At 54.5% G+C, this 18,956-nt stretch carries 17 protein-coding genes; all 17 read left to right on the top strand.

Annotated elements, in window-relative coordinates:
* Nucleotides 1–314 precede the first annotated feature (314 nt).
* Nucleotides 315–773 (top strand): division/cell wall cluster transcriptional repressor MraZ, encoded by a 459-nt coding sequence (gene mraZ / locus AC07NP_RS07515; protein ID WP_203361319.1) that lies wholly within the window; start codon nt 315–317, stop codon nt 771–773.
* 2 nt (nt 774–775) lie between these two features.
* Nucleotides 776–1,717: a 16S rRNA (cytosine(1402)-N(4))-methyltransferase RsmH gene (gene rsmH, locus AC07NP_RS07520; RefSeq protein WP_192614295.1), complete on the top strand. Its 942-nt coding sequence runs from the start codon at nt 776–778 to the stop codon at nt 1,715–1,717.
* Nucleotides 1,714–2,079: a cell division protein FtsL gene (gene ftsL, locus AC07NP_RS07525; RefSeq protein WP_203358934.1), complete on the top strand. Its 366-nt coding sequence runs from the start codon at nt 1,714–1,716 to the stop codon at nt 2,077–2,079. The genes rsmH and ftsL overlap by 4 nt, the downstream gene beginning before the upstream one ends.
* A 15-nt stretch (nt 2,080–2,094) precedes the next feature.
* Nucleotides 2,095–3,861 (top strand): peptidoglycan glycosyltransferase FtsI, encoded by a 1,767-nt coding sequence (locus tag AC07NP_RS07530; RefSeq protein ID WP_203358933.1) that lies wholly within the window; start codon nt 2,095–2,097, stop codon nt 3,859–3,861.
* On the top strand, nt 3,848–5,335 hold the full coding sequence (murE, locus tag AC07NP_RS07535) for a UDP-N-acetylmuramoyl-L-alanyl-D-glutamate--2,6-diaminopimelate ligase (RefSeq protein WP_494660043.1): 1,488 nt from the start codon (nt 3,848–3,850) through the stop codon (nt 5,333–5,335). Before AC07NP_RS07530 ends, murE begins: the two co-directional genes overlap by 14 nt.
* Nucleotides 5,332–6,690, top strand: a complete 1,359-nt coding sequence (gene murF / locus AC07NP_RS07540; RefSeq protein ID WP_494660044.1) for a UDP-N-acetylmuramoyl-tripeptide--D-alanyl-D-alanine ligase — start codon at nt 5,332–5,334, stop codon at nt 6,688–6,690. Before murE ends, murF begins: the two co-directional genes overlap by 4 nt.
* The gene (mraY, locus tag AC07NP_RS07545) at nt 6,684–7,766 is read left to right on the top strand and encodes a phospho-N-acetylmuramoyl-pentapeptide-transferase (RefSeq protein WP_203358930.1); all 1,083 of its coding nucleotides are present in this window, start codon (nt 6,684–6,686) and stop codon (nt 7,764–7,766) included. The genes murF and mraY overlap by 7 nt, the downstream gene beginning before the upstream one ends.
* 2 nt (nt 7,767–7,768) lie before the next feature.
* A complete protein-coding gene (gene murD / locus AC07NP_RS07550; protein WP_494660045.1) occupies nt 7,769–9,085 on the top strand; it encodes a UDP-N-acetylmuramoyl-L-alanine--D-glutamate ligase in 1,317 nt (438 codons plus the stop codon).
* Entirely contained in the window at nt 9,085–10,329 is a 1,245-nt protein-coding gene (gene ftsW, locus AC07NP_RS07555; protein ID WP_494660046.1) for a cell division protein FtsW, read from the top strand. Before murD ends, ftsW begins: the two co-directional genes overlap by 1 nt.
* Entirely contained in the window at nt 10,326–11,393 is a 1,068-nt protein-coding gene (gene murG, locus AC07NP_RS07560; RefSeq protein WP_490468617.1) for an undecaprenyldiphospho-muramoylpentapeptide beta-N-acetylglucosaminyltransferase, read from the top strand. The genes ftsW and murG overlap by 4 nt, the downstream gene beginning before the upstream one ends.
* Nucleotides 11,394–11,446: 53 nt before the next feature.
* Complete coding sequence (gene murC, locus AC07NP_RS07565) at nt 11,447–12,922, top strand: UDP-N-acetylmuramate--L-alanine ligase (RefSeq protein WP_192611082.1); 1,476 nt, start codon at nt 11,447–11,449, stop codon at nt 12,920–12,922.
* Nucleotides 12,915–13,835, top strand: coding sequence for a D-alanine--D-alanine ligase (locus AC07NP_RS07570; protein WP_494660047.1), 921 nt, complete (start codon nt 12,915–12,917; stop codon nt 13,833–13,835). Before murC ends, AC07NP_RS07570 begins: the two co-directional genes overlap by 8 nt.
* Nucleotide 13,836: 1 nt before the next feature.
* A complete protein-coding gene (ftsQ, locus tag AC07NP_RS07575) occupies nt 13,837–14,667 on the top strand; it encodes a cell division protein FtsQ (RefSeq protein WP_162381018.1) in 831 nt (276 codons plus the stop codon).
* Nucleotides 14,664–15,926 carry a cell division protein FtsA gene (gene ftsA / locus AC07NP_RS07580; protein ID WP_192611085.1) on the top strand — a complete coding sequence of 421 codons (1,263 nt, stop codon included), beginning with the start codon at nt 14,664–14,666 and terminating at the stop codon, nt 15,924–15,926. Before ftsQ ends, ftsA begins: the two co-directional genes overlap by 4 nt.
* 61 nt (nt 15,927–15,987) lie before the next feature.
* Entirely contained in the window at nt 15,988–17,139 is a 1,152-nt protein-coding gene (ftsZ, locus tag AC07NP_RS07585; protein WP_003018753.1) for a cell division protein FtsZ, read from the top strand.
* Nucleotides 17,140–17,239: 100 nt separating this feature from the next.
* Complete coding sequence (gene lpxC / locus AC07NP_RS07590) at nt 17,240–18,157, top strand: UDP-3-O-acyl-N-acetylglucosamine deacetylase (RefSeq protein ID WP_162381022.1); 918 nt, start codon at nt 17,240–17,242, stop codon at nt 18,155–18,157.
* A 281-nt stretch (nt 18,158–18,438) separates the two neighbouring features.
* A complete protein-coding gene (gene secM / locus AC07NP_RS07595) occupies nt 18,439–18,945 on the top strand; it encodes a secA translation cis-regulator SecM (protein ID WP_192611086.1) in 507 nt (168 codons plus the stop codon).
* Nucleotides 18,946–18,956 lie beyond the last annotated feature (11 nt).

Below are 18,956 nucleotides of genomic sequence, written 5' to 3' on the forward strand. Positions count from 1 at the left end.
CAGGTACTGTTATCCCGCTGCAATATGTCCTAAAATGCCGCTCGCGTCGCAAACTGACACTTTATATTTTCTTCAGATGGTATTGAGTCGTTTTAAACGGTGATGAGTTTTTGTTTTTTTTTCTTACAAATATTCATGACGTTAATTTGCTTCGTTCGTTGGACGTAATTTAATCAACGCTGATATTAGCCGTAAACATTGGGTTTTTTGCTCCGGTAAGCGTTGCTACTGGCTTGACAAGCTTTTCCTCCGCTCCGTAAACTCCTTTAAGTGGGATTTTGTGGGATAAAGTGGTAATTGGGGGTGAGGCTGGCATGTTCCGGGGAGCAACGTTAGTCAATCTCGACAGTAAAGGGCGCTTATCTGTGCCCACCCGTTATCGGGATCAACTGCTCGAGAGCGCTACCGGTCAAATGGTGTGTACCATTGACATTCATCACCCGTGCCTGCTGCTGTACCCCCTGCCTGAATGGGAAGTTATCGAGCAAAAATTATCGCGTCTGTCGAGCATGAATCCGGTTGAGCGCCGCGTGCAGCGCTTACTATTGGGACATGCCAGCGAATGTCAGATGGACAGTGCCGGTCGTCTATTGATCGCGCCGATTCTGCGGCAACATGCCGCACTGACGAAAGAAGTGATGCTGGTTGGACAGTTCAACAAATTTGAACTGTGGGATGAAACGACCTGGTATCAACGGGTCAAGGAAGATATCGACGCTGAGCAGTCTGTTACCGAAACCTTGTCGGAGCGACTGCAGGACTTGTCTCTATAATGATGATGGAAAATTTTAAACATACAACGGTGCTGCTGGACGAGGCCGTAAACGGTCTGAACATTCGCCCTGACGGCATTTACATTGATGGGACATTTGGTCGCGGTGGTCACTCACGTCTGATCCTGTCGCAACTTGGCGACAACGGACGTTTACTGGCAATCGATCGCGATCCGCAGGCTATTGCCGTTGCCCAAACCATCAATGATCCTCGCTTCTCCATCATTCATGGACCTTTCTCTGCGCTGGCTGAGTACGTCGCCGAGCGTGAACTGACGGGTAAGATTGACGGAATCCTTCTCGATCTTGGCGTCTCTTCTCCGCAACTCGATGATGCCGAGCGCGGCTTTTCCTTCATGCGTGATGGTCCGTTGGATATGCGAATGGACCCAACGCGTGGCCAGTCTGCTGCCGAATGGCTGCAAACGGCTGAAGAAGCGGACATCGCCTGGGTGATCAAAACCTTTGGCGAGGAGCGTTTTGGTAAACGTATTGCCCGCGCCATTGTTGAACGTAACCGCATTGAGCCGATGACTCGTACCAAAGAGCTCGCAGAAGTGATTGCGGCTGCGACGCCGGTGAAGGACAAACACAAACATCCCGCGACCCGTACCTTCCAGGCGGTGCGCATTTGGGTGAACAGTGAACTGGAGGAGATAGAGCAGGCGCTAAAAAGCTCGCTCAGCGTGCTGGCCCCGGGAGGGCGACTTTCCATCATCAGTTTCCACTCGCTGGAAGACCGTATTGTGAAGCGCTTTATGCGTGAGCAAAGTCGCGGTCCGCAAGTACCAGCAGGATTGCCGATGACGGAAGATCAGCTCAAAAAACTGGGTGGCCGCGAGTTGCGAGCGTTAGGCAAGTTGATGCCGGGCGAAGAAGAGGTGGCAGAGAATCCACGTGCCCGTAGTTCAGTTCTGCGAATTGCAGAGAGGACGAACGCATGATCAGCAGAGTGACAGATGCCCTCAGCAAAGTTAAGGGATCAATAGGAAGCAACGAGCGCCATGCTTTGCCTGGCGTGATCGGTGACGATCTTTTGCGGTACGGGAAGCTGCCACTCTGCCTGTTCATTTGCATCATTTTGACGGCGGTGACTGTCGTCACCACGGCGCATCACACGCGACTATTGACCGCGCAGCGTGAGCAATTGGTTCTGGAGCGGGATGCGTTGGATATCGAATGGCGCAACCTGATCCTTGAAGAAAATGCGCTCGGCGATCATAGCCGGGTGGAACGGATTGCAACGGAAAAACTGCAGTTGCAGCATGTTGATCCCTCACAAGAAAATATCGTAGTGCAAAAATAAGGATAAACGCGACGCATGAAAGCAGCGGCAAAAACGCTCAAACCAAAACGCCAGGAAGAACAGCCCAACTTTATCAGTTGGCGTTTTGCGTTGCTGTGCGGCTGCATTTTACTGGCGCTGGTTTTTCTGTTGGGTCGCGCGGCCTGGCTGCAGATCATCGCGCCGGATATGCTGGTGCGCCAGGGGGACATGCGTTCTCTACGTGTGCAGGAAGTCGCAACATCACGCGGCATGATAACCGATCGGTCTGGTCGTCCGCTGGCTGTGAGTGTCCCGGTAAAAGCGATTTGGGCCGATCCGAAAGAGCTGCATGATGCCGGTGGCATTACACTGGATAATCGCTGGAAAGCGCTGGCTGACGCGCTGAAAATGCCGCTCGATCAGCTGGCGGCGCGTGTTAACGCGAATCCAAGAGGCCGCTTTATTTATCTGGCGCGTCAGGTAAACCCGGATCTTGGCGATTACATCAAAAAGCTGAAGCTTCCTGGTATTCATCTGCGTGAAGAATCCCGCCGTTACTATCCTTCCGGAGAAGTGACCGCTCACCTCATTGGTTTTACCAACGTCGACAGTCAGGGTATTGAAGGCGTTGAGAAGAGCTTTGATAAGTGGCTTACGGGTCAGCCGGGCGAACGTGTTGTGCGTAAAGATCGCTATGGTCGCGTCATTGAGGATATCTCTTCTACCGACAGTCAGGCGGCGCATAACCTGGCGTTGAGCATTGATGAACGCTTACAGGCGCTGGTGTATCGCGAGCTGAATAACGCTGTAGCCTTTAACAAGGCGGAGTCGGGTAGCGCCGTGCTGGTGGATGTGAGCACTGGCGAAGTGCTGGCAATGGCTAACAGCCCGTCTTATAACCCGAACAACCTGACCGGCACGCAGAAAGATGTCATGCGTAACCGTACCATTACCGACGTCTTCGAACCGGGGTCAACCGTCAAACCGATGGTGGTGATGACCGCGCTACAACGCGGCGTGGTGCGTGAAAATACCGTACTCAACACCATTCCCTACCGAATTAACGGTCACGAAATCAAAGACGTGGCGCGTTACAGCGAACTGACCCTTACCGGGGTTTTACAGAAGTCGAGTAACGTCGGTGTTTCTAAGCTGGCGTTAGCGATGCCGTCCTCAGCGTTAGTAGATACTTACTCACGTTTTGGGCTGGGAAAAGCGACCAATTTGGGGTTGGTCGGAGAACGCAGTGGCTTATATCCTCAAAAACAACGGTGGTCTGACATAGAGAGGGCCACCTTCTCTTTCGGCTATGGGCTAATGGTAACGCCGTTACAGTTAGCGCGAGTCTATGCAACGATTGGCAGCTACGGCGTCTATCGCCCGCTCTCAATTACCAAAGTTGACCCGCCCGTTCCGGGCGAGCGTATCTTCCCGGAATCTACCGTTCGTACCGTCGTGCACATGATGGAGAGCGTGGCATTACCGGGCGGCGGTGGCGTAAAAGCCGCGATCAAAGGGTATCGCATCGCCATTAAAACCGGTACGGCGAAAAAAGTGGGCCCGGACGGGCGCTACATCAATAAATACATTGCGTATACCGCAGGCGTTGCGCCTGCGAGTCAGCCGCGCTTTGCGCTGGTTGTTGTTATCAACGATCCGCAGGCGGGTAAATACTACGGCGGCGCCGTTTCCGCGCCGGTCTTTGGTGCCATCATGGGCGGCGTACTGCGCACCATGAACATCGAACCGGACGCACTGGCAACGGGCGAGAAAAGTGAATTCGTAATTAATCAAGGCGAGGGAACAGGTGGCAGATCGTAATTTGCGCGACCTTCTTGCTCCATGGGTGCCGGGCGCACCGGAGCGAGCACTGCGGGAGATGACACTCGACAGCCGTGTGGCTGCATCGGGCGATCTCTTTGTGGCAGTAAAAGGTCATCAGGCGGACGGGCGTCGATATATCCCGCAGGCGATAGCGCAAGGTGTGGCTGCCATTATTGCAGAGGCAAAAGATGAGGCGACCGACGGTGAGATCCGTGAAATGCACGGCGTTCCGGTCATCTATCTCAGCCAGCTCAACGAGCGTTTATCTGCACTGGCTGGTCGCTTCTATCATGAACCCTCAGAAAGAATGCGTCTGGTGGGCGTGACCGGCACAAACGGTAAAACCACAACCACCCAACTGCTGGCGCAATGGAGCCAATTGCTCGGCGAAACCAGCGCGGTGATGGGAACAGTAGGCAATGGTTTGCTGGGCAAAGTGATCCCGACGGAAAATACCACCGGTTCAGCGGTTGATGTCCAGCATGTGCTGGCGGGACTGGTTGAGCAGGGCGCGACACTCGGCGCGATGGAAGTTTCTTCTCACGGCCTGGTGCAACACCGCGTCGCTGCGCTGAAATTTGCGGCGTCAGTCTTTACGAATTTAAGTCGTGATCACCTCGACTATCACGGTGACATGGAGCATTACGAAGCGGCGAAATGGCTGCTGTACTCCACGCATCACTGCGGTCAGGCGATTGTTAATGCTGATGATGACGTGGGTCGTCGCTGGCTGGCGAAATTGCCGGATGCGGTTGCCGTTTCGATGGAAGACTGTATTAATCCCAACTGCCATGGCCGTTGGTTGAAAGCCGTTGAGGTGAATTATCACGACAGCGGAGCAACCATTCGCTTTGCTTCCAGTTGGGGCGAAGGCGAGATTGAAAGCCGCTTGATGGGCGCGTTTAACGTCAGCAACCTTCTGCTGGCGCTGGCTACGCTGCTGGCGTTGGGTTATCCGTTGGCTGAACTGCTGAAAACAGCCTCCCGCCTGCAACCCGTTTGCGGGCGCATGGAAGTCTTTAGTGCGCCGGGTAAACCGACTGTCGTTGTTGACTACGCCCATACGCCGGACGCGCTGGAAAAAGCGCTTGAAGCGGCACGCCTGCATTGCGCAGGCAAACTGTGGTGCGTCTTCGGCTGCGGCGGCGATCGCGATAAAGGCAAACGTCCGCTAATGGGCGCGATTGCTGAACAATTTGCTGATGTGGCAGTGGTGACCGACGATAATCCGCGTACTGAAGAGCCGCGTGCCATTATCAACGATATCCTTGCCGGAATGCTGGACGCCGGGCATGCGAAGGTGATGGAAGGCCGTGCCGAAGCCGTCACCAACGCCATTATGCAAGCGAAAGAGGACGACGTCGTACTGATTGCGGGTAAGGGGCATGAAGATTATCAGATCGTCGGCTCCCAGCGTCTCGACTATTCCGACCGTGTGACCGCCGCGCGCCTGCTGGGGGTTATCGCATGATTAACGTAACGCTCAGCCAACTGGCTGAGATTCTGCACGGCGAGTTGCAAGGTGCCGATTTGACGCTGGACGCGGTAACGACCGATACGCGTAAACTGACGCCGGGCTGCCTGTTTGTGGCGCTGAAAGGCGAACGCTTCGACGCCCACGATTTTGCCGATAAAGCGAAAGCAGGTGGGGCGGGGGCGCTGCTGGTCAATCGTCCTCTGGATATCGACCTCCCGCAGCTGATCGTCAAAGACACGCGTCTGGCGTTTGGCGAACTGGCGGCGTGGGTACGCGCACAGGTTCCGGCTCGCGTGGTGGCGTTAACCGGTTCATCCGGTAAAACATCGGTTAAAGAGATGACGGCGGCCATTCTGAGCCAGTGCGGAAACACTTTATATACCGCCGGCAATCTCAATAACGACATCGGCGTGCCGATGACGCTGCTACGTCTGAATCATGATTATGACTATGCGGTGATTGAATTAGGCGCTAACCACCAGGGTGAAATTGCCTGGACCGTCGGCCTGACGCGTCCGGAAGCGGCGCTGGTGAACAATCTCGCTGCGGCGCACCTGGAAGGGTTCGGCTCGCTGGCGGGCGTGGCGAAAGCCAAAGGCGAAATCTTTACCGGTCTGCAGGAAAACGGCATTGCCATCTTGAATGCCGATAACAACGACTGGTTGAACTGGCAGAGCATTATTGGCGATCGCACGGTCTGGCGCTTTTCACCCAATGCCGCCCACAGTGATTTCACGGCAACCCAAATCCACGTGACGCTGCATGGCACAACGTTTTCTCTGCAAACCCCGAAGGGCAGCATTGATGTGCTGCTGCCGTTACCTGGCCGCCACAATATCGCCAATGCACTCGCTGCGAGCGCGTTGTCGATGGCGGTTGGTGCGCCGCTCGAGGCTATCAAAGCGGGTCTGGCTAACTTAACGGCCGTACCTGGCCGTTTGTTCCCGATCTCACTGGCAGAAAACCAGCTGTTGCTTGATGACTCCTACAACGCCAATGTAGGGTCGATGACCGCAGCCGTACAGGTTCTTTCTGAAATGCCGGGCTTTCGTGTGTTGGTGGTTGGCGATATGGCGGAACTGGGGGCAGAAAGCGAAGCGTGCCATGTGCAGGTTGGCGAGGCGGCGAAAGCGGCAGATATCGATTGTGTATTGAGTACCGGGAAACTGAGCCAGGCCATCAGTGACGCCAGCGGCGTCGGCGAGCATTTTGCTGACAAATCTGCGTTGGTGACGCGTCTTAAGGCGCTGGTTGCAGAGCATCAGACAATGACTGTTTTAGTGAAAGGTTCACGTAGTGCCGCCATGGAAGAGGTAGTACACGCATTACAGGAGAATGGGACATGTTAGTTTGGCTGGCCGAACATTTGGTCAAATATTATTCCGGCTTTAACGTCTTTTCGTATCTGACGTTTCGCGCCATCGTCAGCCTGCTGACCGCGCTGTTCATCTCTTTGTGGATGGGCCCGCGCATGATTGCCCGTTTACAAAAATTGTCGTTTGGCCAGGTTGTGCGTAACGACGGTCCGGAGTCGCATTTCAGCAAGCGCGGGACGCCGACGATGGGCGGCATTATGATCCTGACCGCGATTGTCGTTTCTGTGCTGCTGTGGGCTTACCCGTCTAACCCGTATGTCTGGTGTGTATTGGTCGTGCTGGTTGGCTACGGCATTATTGGGTTCGTCGATGACTATCGCAAAGTGGTCCGCAAAGACACGAAAGGCCTGATTGCGCGCTGGAAGTATTTCTGGATGTCCGTCATTGCATTAGGCGTGGCGTTTGCCCTCTATCTGGCGGGCAAAGATACGCCAGCCACTCAACTGGTGGTGCCGTTCTTTAAAGACGTGATGCCTCAGTTGGGGCTGTTCTACGTTCTGCTGGCGTACTTCGTGATTGTGGGGACGGGGAACGCGGTCAATCTGACCGATGGCCTTGATGGCCTGGCGATTATGCCAACCGTGTTTGTCGCGGCTGGTTTTGCGCTGGTGGCGTGGGCGAGCGGTAACATGAACTTCGCCAGCTACCTGCACATTCCCTATTTACGCCATGCCGGTGAACTGGTGATTGTCTGTACGGCGATTGTCGGCGCGGGGTTAGGCTTTCTGTGGTTTAACACTTATCCGGCGCAGGTCTTTATGGGTGACGTCGGTTCACTGGCGCTGGGCGGTGCACTCGGGATTATCGCCGTGCTGCTGCGTCAGGAATTCCTGCTGGTAATTATGGGCGGGGTGTTCGTGGTGGAAACGTTGTCGGTCATCCTGCAGGTCGGTTCCTTTAAGCTGCGCGGGCAGCGTATTTTCCGCATGGCGCCGATTCACCATCACTATGAACTGAAAGGCTGGCCGGAGCCGCGCGTCATTGTGCGCTTCTGGATTATTTCGCTGATGCTGGTGCTGATTGGCCTGGCAACGCTGAAGGTACGCTAATCATGGCTGATTACCAGGGTAAAAACGTCGTTATCATTGGTCTGGGTCTCACCGGACTTTCTTGCGTGGACTTTTTCCTCGCGCGTGGCGTGACGCCCCGTGTGATGGATACCCGCGCGACGCCGCCGGGACTGGATAAATTACCTGAAGCGGTTGAACGCCACGTTGGCAGCCTGAACGACGAGTGGCTATTAGCCGCCGATTTGGTGGTTGCCAGCCCTGGTATTGCCCTTGCGCATCCTTCACTACGCGCTGCTGCTGATGCGGGTATTGAAATTGTGGGCGACATTGAGCTGTTCTGTCGCGAAGCGCAGGCACCCATTGTCGCTATCACCGGGTCGAACGGTAAAAGTACGGTAACGACGCTGGTTGGCGAAATGGCGAAAGCGGCGGGCGTTAACGTCGGTGTGGGCGGCAATATCGGTCTGCCAGCCCTGATGTTGCTGGATGACGATCGCGAACTCTATGTGCTTGAACTGTCCAGTTTCCAACTGGAAACCACCTCCAGTCTACAGGCCGCTGCCGCAACAATTCTGAACGTTACGGAAGATCATATGGACCGATATCCATTTGGTCTTCAACAGTATCGCGCGGCGAAACTGCGTGTGTACGAGAATGCGAAAGTGTGCGTGGTGAATGCCGATGATGCGCTAACCATGCCGGTACGCGGTGCGGATGAGCGCTGCGTGAGTTTTGGCGTCAATATGGGTGACTATCACCTTAACCGTCAGCAGGGCGAAACCTGGCTGCGGGTCAAAGGCGAAAAAATACTGAACGTGAAAGAGATGAAGCTTTCCGGTCAGCATAACTACACCAACGCGCTGGCGGCGCTGGCACTGGCGGACGCAGCAGGATTACCGCGCGCCAGCAGCCTGAAAGCGTTAACGACGTTTACCGGTCTTGCGCATCGCTTCCAGTTGGCGCTGGAGCATAACGGTGTTCGCTGGATCAACGATTCTAAAGCGACCAATGTAGGCAGTACCGAAGCGGCGTTGAAGGGGCTGCATGTCGATGGCACGCTGCATCTGCTGCTCGGCGGAGATGGTAAATCAGCGGATTTCTCTTCGCTGGGGCGTTATTTGAACGGCGATCGTGTTCGTCTGTACTGCTTTGGCCGTGACGGCGCACAACTGGCGGAACTGCGTCCGGACGTCGCTGAACAGACGGAAACGATGGAAGAGGCGATGCGCTTGATCGCGCCGCGCGTGAAGCCGGGAGATATGGTGCTGTTGTCGCCCGCCTGCGCCAGCCTCGATCAGTTCAAGAATTTTGAGCAGCGGGGGGATGAATTTACCCGCCTGGCGAAGGAGTTGGGTTGATGCGCTTCTCTCTGCCTCGCCTGAGAATGCCGCGCCTGCCGGGATTTGGACTCCTGGCATGGGGCTTTGCTGCGCTTAAGGGCTGGGTGATGGCTTCGCGTGAGAAAGACGCGGACAGCCTGATTATGTACGACCGCATGTTGTTGTGGTTAACCCTGGGACTTGCGGCGATTGGTTTCGTGATGGTGACCTCAGCGTCGATGCCCGTGGGGCAAAGGCTGGCGAACGACCCGTTCCTGTTTGCCAAGCGTGATGCGCTGTATATCTTCCTGGCATTTTGCCTGGGGATGATCACGCTGCGTTTGCCGATGGAGTTCTGGCAAAAGTACAGCACCACGATGCTGATTGCGTCGATCATCATGCTGTTAATAGTACTGGTGGTGGGGAGTTCCGTTAACGGGGCATCGCGTTGGATTGCGCTGGGGCCGCTGCGTATTCAGCCTGCGGAATTTACCAAGCTGTCGTTGTTCTGCTACCTCGCGAACTACCTGGTGCGTAAGGTCGACGAGGTACGTAATAACCTGCGCGGCTTCTTAAAACCGATGGGCGTGATCCTGGTGCTGGCAGTGCTTTTGCTGGCGCAGCCTGACCTCGGTACGGTGGTGGTGTTATTTGTGACCACGCTGGCGATGCTGTTTCTTGCCGGGGCGAAACTGTGGCAGTTCATCGCCATCATCGGGATGGGGATATCGGCGGTTGTTCTGCTGATCCTCGCCGAGCCTTATCGTATTCGCCGCGTGACCTCTTTCTGGAACCCCTGGGAAGATCCCTTTGGCAGTGGTTACCAGTTAACGCAATCGCTGATGGCATTTGGTCGCGGTGAAGTCTGGGGGCAAGGACTGGGGAATTCGGTACAAAAACTGGAGTACCTGCCGGAGGCGCATACCGACTTTATCTTCGCCATTATTGGGGAAGAACTGGGTTATATCGGTGTGGTATTGGCACTTTTAATGGTATTCTTCGTCGCTTTTCGCGCGATGTCGATTGGGCGTAAAGCGCTGGAAATTGACCACCGTTTCTCCGGTTTTCTCGCCTGTTCGATCGGTATCTGGTTTAGTTTCCAGGCACTTGTCAACGTTGGTGCGGCTGCCGGTATGCTACCGACCAAAGGTCTGACGCTGCCGCTGATCAGCTATGGTGGTTCGAGTTTGTTGATTATGTCGACAGCCATCATGTTTTTGTTACGTATTGATTATGAAACGCGTCTGGAAAAAGCGCAGGCGTTTACACGAGGTTCACGATGAGTGGTCAACCGAAGCGGTTAATGGTGATGGCAGGCGGTACCGGCGGACATGTGTTCCCAGGATTGGCCGTTGCTCACCATTTAATGGCCCAGGGCTGGCAGGTTCGCTGGCTGGGCACCGCCGATCGTATGGAAGCGGATTTAGTGCCAAAACACGGCATTGAGATTGACTTCATTCGTATCTCCGGTTTGCGTGGCAAAGGGATCAAGGCATTGCTTGCCGCCCCGCTGCGTATTTTTAACGCCTGGCGTCAGGCGCGCGCCATCATGCAACAGTTCAAACCCGACGTGGTGCTGGGCATGGGGGGCTATGTTTCCGGTCCCGGCGGCCTTGCTGCCTGGTCTTTAGGGATCCCGGTGGTGCTGCATGAGCAGAACGGTATTGCCGGTTTGACCAATAAATGGTTGGCGAAGATAGCAACCACGGTTATGCAGGCTTTTCCTGGCGCCTTCCCGAAAGCGGAAGTGGTGGGGAATCCGGTGCGTACGGACGTGCTGGCGCTGCCTCTGCCGCAGGAGCGTCTGGCGGGGCGTGAAGGCCCGGTTCGTCTGCTGGTGGTTGGTGGCTCCCAGGGCGCTCGCGTTCTGAACCAGACGCTACCGCAGGTTGCCGCAAAACTGGGTGATGCGGTCACTATCTGGCATCAGAGCGGTAAAGGCGCGCAGCAGACGGTTGAAGACGCTTATGCACAGGCGGGGCAACCGCAGCATAAGGTGACGGAGTTTATTGACGACATGGCAGGCGCTTACGCGTGGGCAGATGTGGTTGTTTGTCGTTCGGGTGCATTGACCGTGAGCGAGATTGCTGCCGCAGGGTTACCTGCGCTGTTTGTGCCCTTTCAGCATAAAGACAGGCAGCAGTACTGGAATGCGCTGCCGCTGGAAAAAGCGGGCGCAGCCAAAATTCTCGAGCAGCCACAGTTTACCGTGGATGCCGTCGCCAGCACCCTTTCCGGGTGGTCGCGAGAAACGTTACTCACCATGGCAGAGCGTGCTCGCGCGGCATCGATTCCTGATGCCACAGAACGAGTCGCAAATGAAGTGAGCCGGGCTGCCCGGGTGTAATTGTGGCGGTGCCTTTTGCATCGCATGAAATTTTGAAGTTAATGGCGTAAAGAATGAATACACAACAATTGGCGAAACTGCGTTCCATCGTGCCTGAAATGCGTCGCGTTCGGCATATTCACTTTGTCGGCATCGGTGGTGCTGGTATGGGCGGTATTGCCGAAGTTTTGGCCAATGAAGGGTATCAGATCAGTGGTTCCGATTTGGCGCCGAATCCGGTTACGCAACAGTTGACGAGTCTGGGTGCCACTATCTTTTTCAACCATCGCCCGGAGAACGTCCGTGATGCGAGCGTGGTGGTGGTATCCAGCGCTATTTCGGCGGATAACCCGGAGATTGTCGCTGCGCATGAAGCGCGCATTCCGGTGATTCGCCGTGCAGAGATGCTGGCGGAATTAATGCGTTTTCGTCACGGCATCGCCATTGCCGGGACGCATGGCAAAACCACAACCACGGCAATGGTTTCCAGTATTTATGCCGAAGCGGGTCTGGATCCGACCTTTGTGAACGGTGGTCTGGTCAAAGCGGCGGGCGTGCATGCGCGTCTTGGCCACAGTCGTTATCTGATTGCTGAAGCAGATGAGAGCGATGCGTCGTTCCTGCATCTGCAGCCGATGGTGGCGATTGTCACCAACATCGAAGCGGACCATATGGATACCTACCAGGGCGACTTCGAAAATTTAAAGCAGACGTTCATTAATTTTCTGCACAATTTGCCGTTTTATGGTCGTGCAGTGATGTGCGTTGATGACCCGGTAATCCGTGAGCTGCTGCCGCGAGTGGGGCGTCAGACCACGACCTACGGTTTTAGCGATGACGCGGATGTGCGTATTGAAGACTATCAGCAGATTGGTCCGCAAGGGCACTTCACGCTTCTGCGCCAGGACAAGCCTGCGCTGCGCGTGACCTTGAATGCGCCAGGTCGCCATAATGCACTGAATGCGGCGGCTGCCGTGGCGGTAGCAACGGAAGAAGAGATTGAAGACGAGGCAATCCTGCGTGCGCTGGAGAGCTTCCAGGGGACAGGACGTCGTTTCGATGTTCTTGGTGAGTTCCCGCTTGAGCCGGTAAACGGTAAAGCCGGTACGGCGATGCTGGTCGATGATTACGGCCATCATCCAACGGAAGTTGACGCGACCATCAAAGCCGCGCGCGCGGGCTGGCCGGACAAAAATCTGGTTATGCTGTTCCAGCCGCACCGTTTCACGCGTACGCGCGATCTGTACGATGATTTCGCTAACGTATTGACCCAGGTTGATACGCTACTGATGCTGGACGTTTATGCTGCGGGAGAGACACCGATCCCTGGCGCGGATAGCCGCTCACTGTGCCGTACCATTCGTGGACGCGGCAAGATTGACCCGATTCTGGTGTCCGACCCTGCCCAAGTGGCGGAAATGCTGGCACCGGTATTAACCGGCAACGATTTGATTCTGGTGCAGGGTGCGGGAAATATCGGCAAAATCGCACGTTCCTTAGCTGAAATCAAACTGAAGCCGCAAACTCAGGAGGAAGAACAACATGGCTGATAAGATTGCGGTCCTGTTGGGGGGAACCTCCGCTGAGCGTGAAGTTTCGCTGAATTCCGGTGCCGCCGTGTTGGCTGGCTTACGCGAAGGCGGCGTGGATGCGCATCCGGTGGATCCGCAAGAGGTTGACATCACCCTTCTGAAATCGATGGGTTTTCAGAAGGTGTTCATCGCCCTGCACGGGCGCGGTGGTGAAGATGGCACTTTGCAGGGGATGCTGGATCTGATTGGCCTGCCGTACACCGGCAGTGGCGTGATGGCATCTGCCATTTCTATGGATAAACTGCGCAGCAAATTGCTGTGGCAAGGGGCTGGATTACCGGTCGCGCCGTGGGTGGCGTTAACGTGCGCTGAGTTCGAAAAAGGGCTTAGCGATGACGTCATGGCGCAAATTTCCGCGTTGGGTTTACCGCTGATTGTGAAGCCGAGCCGTGAAGGCTCCAGCGTGGGAATGTCGAAAGTTGAAGAACAAAATGCTTTGCAAAACGCATTAGCATTGGCTTTTCATCATGATGAAGAAGTATTGATTGAAAAATGGCTCAGCGGTCCAGAATTTACGGTAGCGATGCTCGGTGAAGAAATTTTACCGTCAATTCGTATCCAACCCGCTGGAACCTTCTATGATTATGAGGCGAAGTATCTGTCTGATGAGACACAATATTTCTGTCCTGCTGGTCTGGAAGTGGATCAAGAGGCCGCGTTACAGGCATTAGTCCTGAAAGCGTGGACCGCGCTGGGCTGCAAAGGTTGGGGTCGTATCGATGTCATGAAGGACAGCGATGGCCAGTTTTATCTGCTGGAAGCTAATACCTCTCCGGGTATGACCAGCCACAGTCTGGTGCCTATGGCGGCACGTCAGGCGGGCATGAGCTTCTCGCAGTTGGTGGTACGAATTCTGGAGTTGGCGGACTGATATGTCGCAGGCTGCGCTGAACACGCGAAACAGTGAAGAAGAACTCTCATCTTCACGCCGCAGTAATGGAACGCGTCTTGCAGGTATTCTTTTCCTGCTGACAGTGTTGTGCACCGTGTTTGTCAGCGGCTGGGTGGTGTTGGGCTGGATGGAAGACGCGCAGCGTTTACCCTTGTCGAAACTGGTGCTGACCGGCGATCGGCATTACACGCGCAATGATGATATCCGGCAGTCAATTCTGGCTCTCGGGGCGCCTGGAACCTTTATGACCCAGGACGTGAACATCATTCAGAGTCAGATTGAACGTTTGCCATGGATTAAACAGGCGAGTGTCAGAAAACAGTGGCCAGATGAATTGAAGATTCATCTGGTTGAATATGTGCCGATTGCGCGTTGGAATGATCAGCATATGGTGGACGCGGAAGGTAATGCCTTCAGTGTGCCCACCGATCGGACCAGCAAGCAGGTTTTACCCATGTTATACGGCCCGGAAGGCAGCGCGAGTGAAGTGTTGCAAGGGTACCGTGAAATGGGGCAGGTGCTGGCTAAGGATAGATTCACCCTGAAGGAAGCGGCAATGACCGCTCGTCGTTCCTGGCAGTTGACGCTGAATAACGATATTAAGCTCAATCTGGGTCGGGGCGACACCATGAAACGTTTGGCTCGCTTTGTAGAACTTTATCCGGTTTTACAGCAGCAGGCGCAAACCGATGGCAAACGGATTAGCTACGTTGATTTGCGTTATGACTCGGGGGCGGCAGTAGGGTGGGTTCCCTTACCTCCTGAGGAATCTAATCAGCAACAGAATCAGGCACAGGCAGAACAACAATGATCAAGGCGACGGACAGAAAACTGGTAGTTGGACTGGAGATTGGCACCGCGAAGGTTGCCGCTTTAGTAGGGGAAGTTCTGCCCGATGGTATAGTCAATATCATTGGGGTGGGCAGTTGCCCGTCGCGCGGTATGGATAAAGGCGGAGTGAACGACCTTGAGTCAGTGGTAAAGTGCGTACAGCGCGCCATTGACCAGGCTGAACTGATGGCGGATTGCCAGATCTCCTCGGTGTATCTGGCGCTTTCTGGGAAGCATATTAGCTGTCAGAATGAAATCGGCATGGTGCCGATCTCCGAAGAGGAAGTGACGCAGGAAGATGTGGAAAACGTGGTGCACACCGCAAAGTCGGTCCGTGTTCGTGATGAACATCGTGTTCTGCACGTTATTCCGCAAGAGTACGCGATCGACTACCAGGAAGGCATCAAAAATCCTGTCGGTCTTTCCGGCGTACGTATGCAGGCAAAAGTGCATTTGATTACGTGCCACAACGATATGGCGAAAAACATTGTCAAAGCCGTGGAACGTTGTGGCCTGAAAGTTGACCAATTGATATTTGCCGGACTGGCGGCCAGTTATTCCGTGTTGACGGAAGATGAACGTGAACTGGGCGTCTGCGTGGTGGATATTGGTGGTGGTACAATGGATATCGCCGTTTATACTGGCGGGGCATTGCGCCATACCAAAGTAATACCTTACGCAGGAAACGTAGTGACCAGTGATATCGCCTATGCCTTTGGTACGCCGCCGAGCGACGCCGAAGCCATTAAAGTGCGCCACGGGTGTGCGTTAGGCTCCATCGTTGGGAAAGACGAGAGCGTGGAAGTGCCCAGCGTAGGTGGGCGACCGCCGCGCAGTCTGCAGCGTCAGACGCTCGCAGAGGTCATTGAGCCGCGTTATACCGAACTGCTCAATCTGGTCAACGAAGAGATACTGCAATTACAAGAACAACTTCGCCAGCAGGGTGTGAAACATCATCTGGCGGCGGGGATTGTGTTAACCGGTGGCGCGGCGCAAATTGAAGGCCTTGCAGCCTGCGCCCAGCGTGTGTTCCATACGCAGGTGCGTATTGGTGCGCCGCTGAATATCACCGGACTGACGGATTATGCTCAGGAGCCGTATTACTCAACGGCGGTGGGGTTGCTTCACTACGGGAAAGAGTCCCATTTGAGTGGTGAAGCAGAAGTAGAAAAACGTGTTACGGCTTCAGTTGGCTCGTGGATCAAGCGACTTAATAGCTGGCTGCGAAAAGAGTTTTAATTTTTATGAGACCGGAGAAGATTAACGGTCTCAGGCGACAGGCACAAAACGGAGAGAAACTATGTTTGAACCTATGGAACTGACCAACGACGCGGTGATTAAAGTCATCGGCGTCGGTGGCGGCGGCGGTAATGCCGTTGAACACATGGTGCGCGAGCGCATTGAAGGTGTTGAATTCTTTGCAGTCAATACTGACGCCCAGGCGTTGCGTAAAACTGCTGTTGGCCAGACCATTCAGATCGGTAGCGGTATTACCAAAGGTCTGGGGGCGGGCGCAAACCCGGAAGTGGGTCGCAATGCGGCTGACGAAGATCGTGAAGCTCTGCGTGCAGCGCTTGACGGGGCAGACATGGTGTTTATCGCAGCAGGCATGGGTGGCGGTACCGGTACCGGTGCAGCGCCAGTGGTTGCTGAAGTCGCAAAAGATTTAGGTATTCTGACCGTTGCTGTCGTGACTAAGCCTTTCAACTTTGAAGGCAAGAAGCGTATGGCATTCGCGGAGCAGGGTATCACCGAGCTGTCCAAACATGTGGACTCTCTGATCACTATTCCGAACGACAAACTGCTGAAAGTGCTGGGACGCGGTATTTCCCTGCTGGACGCATTTGGCGCAGCAAACGACGTGCTGAAAGGCGCGGTACAGGGTATCGCAGAGCTGATAACCCGTCCTGGCCTGATGAACGTCGACTTTGCAGACGTACGCACCGTGATGTCCGAAATGGGCTATGCGATGATGGGCTCCGGCGTGGCGAGCGGTGAAGACCGTGCGGAAGAAGCGGCTGAAATGGCTATCTCTTCTCCGCTGCTGGAAGATATCGATCTGTCTGGCGCTCGCGGCGTACTGGTCAACATTACTGCGGGCTTCGATCTGCGTCTGGATGAGTTTGAAACCGTGGGTAACACCATCCGTGCATTTGCTTCGGATAATGCAACCGTGGTTATCGGTACGTCTCTTGACCCGGATATGAATGACGAACTGCGCGTTACCGTTGTTGCCACTGGAATTGGTATGGACAAACGTCCGGAAATCACCCTGGTCACCAATAAGCAGGTGCAGCAGCCAGTGATGGATCGCTACCAGCAGCACGGCATGGCGCCGTTGACGCAAGAGCAAAAACCGGTTGCTAAAGTGGTTAACGACAACACGCCGCAAACCACTAAAGAGCCGGATTATCTCGATATCCCTGCGTTCCTGCGCAAGCAAGCTGACTAAGAATTAGCTGGAATTTGGGTATCGTGGCTCTTTGTGCTAAACTGACCCGCCGAATGTATAGTACACTTCGGTTGGATAGGTAATTTGGCGAGATTATACGATGATCAAACAAAGGACACTTAAACGTATCGTTCAGGCGACTGGCGTCGGTTTACATACCGGCAAAAAAGTCACCCTGACATTACGACCTGCGCCGGCCAACACCGGGGTCATCTATCGTCGCACCGACTTGAATCCACCGGTAGATTTCCCGGCCGATGCCAAATCTGTGCGTGATACCATGCTCTGTACGTGTCTGGTTAATGAGCATGATGTACGGATTTCAACCGTTGAGCACCTTAACGCTGCTCTGGCGGGCCTGGGCATCGATAACATTGTTATCGAAGTCAATGCTCCGGAAATCCCGATCATGGATGGCAGTGCTGCTCCGTTCGTCTACCTGCTGCTTGATGCGGGTATTGAAGAACTGAAAAGCGCCAAGAAATTTGTACGCATCAAAGAGACTGTTCGTGTCGAAGATGGCGACAAGTGGGCTGAGTTCAAGCCGTACAATGGTTTTACGTTGGATTTCACCATCGACTTTAACCATCCGGCGATCGACTCCAGCACACAGCGCTATGCGATGAACTTCTCTGCTGACGCGTTCATGCGCCAGATCAGCCGTGCGCGTACTTTCGGCTTCATGCGTGATATCGAATATCTGCAGTCTCGTGGTTTGTGCCTGGGCGGCAGCTTCGATTGTGCCATCGTTGTTGACGATTATCGCGTATTGAACGAAGACGGCCTGCGTTTTGAAGATGAATTTGTTCGTCACAAAATGCTTGATGCTATCGGTGACTTGTTCATGTGTGGTCACAACATTATCGGTGCATTTACCGCGTATAAATCCGGTCATGCACTGAATAACAAACTGCTGCAGGCAGTCCTGGCTAAACAGGAAGCCTGGGAATTTGTGACCTTCCAGGACGACGCAGAACTGCCGTTGGCTTTCAAAGCGCCTTCGACTGTACTGGCATAACGACACACCCTGTCGCATAAATTCGACTGGTTAATCTGGCACTCTCTCCGGCCAGGTAAGCCAGTCGTTTTTTTTTGTAGCGCGCCCGTCATTTTTTCCGAAGCGATTTTTATGTGTTGCTGAATCGAAATGCAGCGCGTTCGCTGCTTTCTTAAGCATTTTTACCCTTAGCTTTTTGTCATTCCTGCTGTAGTACAGCGGTATTAGTGATAAGATTTGTGCGCAAAAATAACGTTTAGAAAGCATAAACCCGACGATCGGGCTTTTAAGGTGGCAATGACGTGAGTGGAATACTGACGCGCTGGCGACAGTTAGGCAGACGGTACTTCTGGCCGCATCTCTTATTGGGGATGGTCGCGGCGAGCTTTGGTCTGCCCGCTCTCAGTAACGCTGCCGAGCCGAATACGCCAGCAAAAGCGACAGCCAGCAACCACGATCAATCTGCGAAGGTAAACTTTAGCCAGCTTGCGTTGTTGGAAGCCACCAATCGTCGCCCGAATTTTACCGTCGATTACTGGCACCAACATGCAATTCGAACGGTTATTCGCCATCTTTCCTTCGCAATGGCGCCGCAAGCGCTGCCCGTTGCTGAAGAACCGTTACCGCTCCAGGCGCATCATCTTGCTTTACTGAATACGCTCAGCGCCATGCTGACTCAGGAAGGCCAGCCGCCTGCGATCGTGCGCCATCTGGCGTACGCCCATTTTACACCTCAGGCCGTATTTAACGTTTCCGTCTGGATTAGCCAGGCGCAGGGAATACGTGCCGGTCCTCAACGCCTCAGCTAACAACAAAAAAA

The sequence above is a fragment of the Citrobacter sp. GW821-FHT07H02 genome, assembly GCF_059418505.1.

What these genes read in the sequence shown, in the direction of transcription:
- mraZ (WP_203361319.1), top strand. Translation starts at nt 315, where the DNA reads ATGTTCCGGGGAGCAACGTTAGTCAATCTCGACAGTAAAGGGCGCTTA.
- rsmH (WP_192614295.1), top strand. Translation starts at nt 776, where the DNA reads ATGATGGAAAATTTTAAACATACAACGGTGCTGCTGGACGAGGCCGTA.
- ftsL (WP_203358934.1), top strand. Translation starts at nt 1,714, where the DNA reads ATGATCAGCAGAGTGACAGATGCCCTCAGCAAAGTTAAGGGATCAATA.
- AC07NP_RS07530 (WP_203358933.1), top strand. Translation starts at nt 2,095, where the DNA reads ATGAAAGCAGCGGCAAAAACGCTCAAACCAAAACGCCAGGAAGAACAG.
- murF (WP_494660044.1), top strand. Translation starts at nt 5,332, where the DNA reads ATGATTAACGTAACGCTCAGCCAACTGGCTGAGATTCTGCACGGCGAG.
- mraY (WP_203358930.1), top strand. Translation starts at nt 6,684, where the DNA reads ATGTTAGTTTGGCTGGCCGAACATTTGGTCAAATATTATTCCGGCTTT.
- murD (WP_494660045.1), top strand. Translation starts at nt 7,769, where the DNA reads ATGGCTGATTACCAGGGTAAAAACGTCGTTATCATTGGTCTGGGTCTC.
- ftsW (WP_494660046.1), top strand. Translation starts at nt 9,085, where the DNA reads ATGCGCTTCTCTCTGCCTCGCCTGAGAATGCCGCGCCTGCCGGGATTT.
- murG (WP_490468617.1), top strand. Translation starts at nt 10,326, where the DNA reads ATGAGTGGTCAACCGAAGCGGTTAATGGTGATGGCAGGCGGTACCGGC.
- murC (WP_192611082.1), top strand. Translation starts at nt 11,447, where the DNA reads ATGAATACACAACAATTGGCGAAACTGCGTTCCATCGTGCCTGAAATG.
- AC07NP_RS07570 (WP_494660047.1), top strand. Translation starts at nt 12,915, where the DNA reads ATGGCTGATAAGATTGCGGTCCTGTTGGGGGGAACCTCCGCTGAGCGT.
- ftsQ (WP_162381018.1), top strand. Translation starts at nt 13,837, where the DNA reads ATGTCGCAGGCTGCGCTGAACACGCGAAACAGTGAAGAAGAACTCTCA.
- ftsA (WP_192611085.1), top strand. Translation starts at nt 14,664, where the DNA reads ATGATCAAGGCGACGGACAGAAAACTGGTAGTTGGACTGGAGATTGGC.
- ftsZ (WP_003018753.1), top strand. Translation starts at nt 15,988, where the DNA reads ATGTTTGAACCTATGGAACTGACCAACGACGCGGTGATTAAAGTCATC.
- lpxC (WP_162381022.1), top strand. Translation starts at nt 17,240, where the DNA reads ATGATCAAACAAAGGACACTTAAACGTATCGTTCAGGCGACTGGCGTC.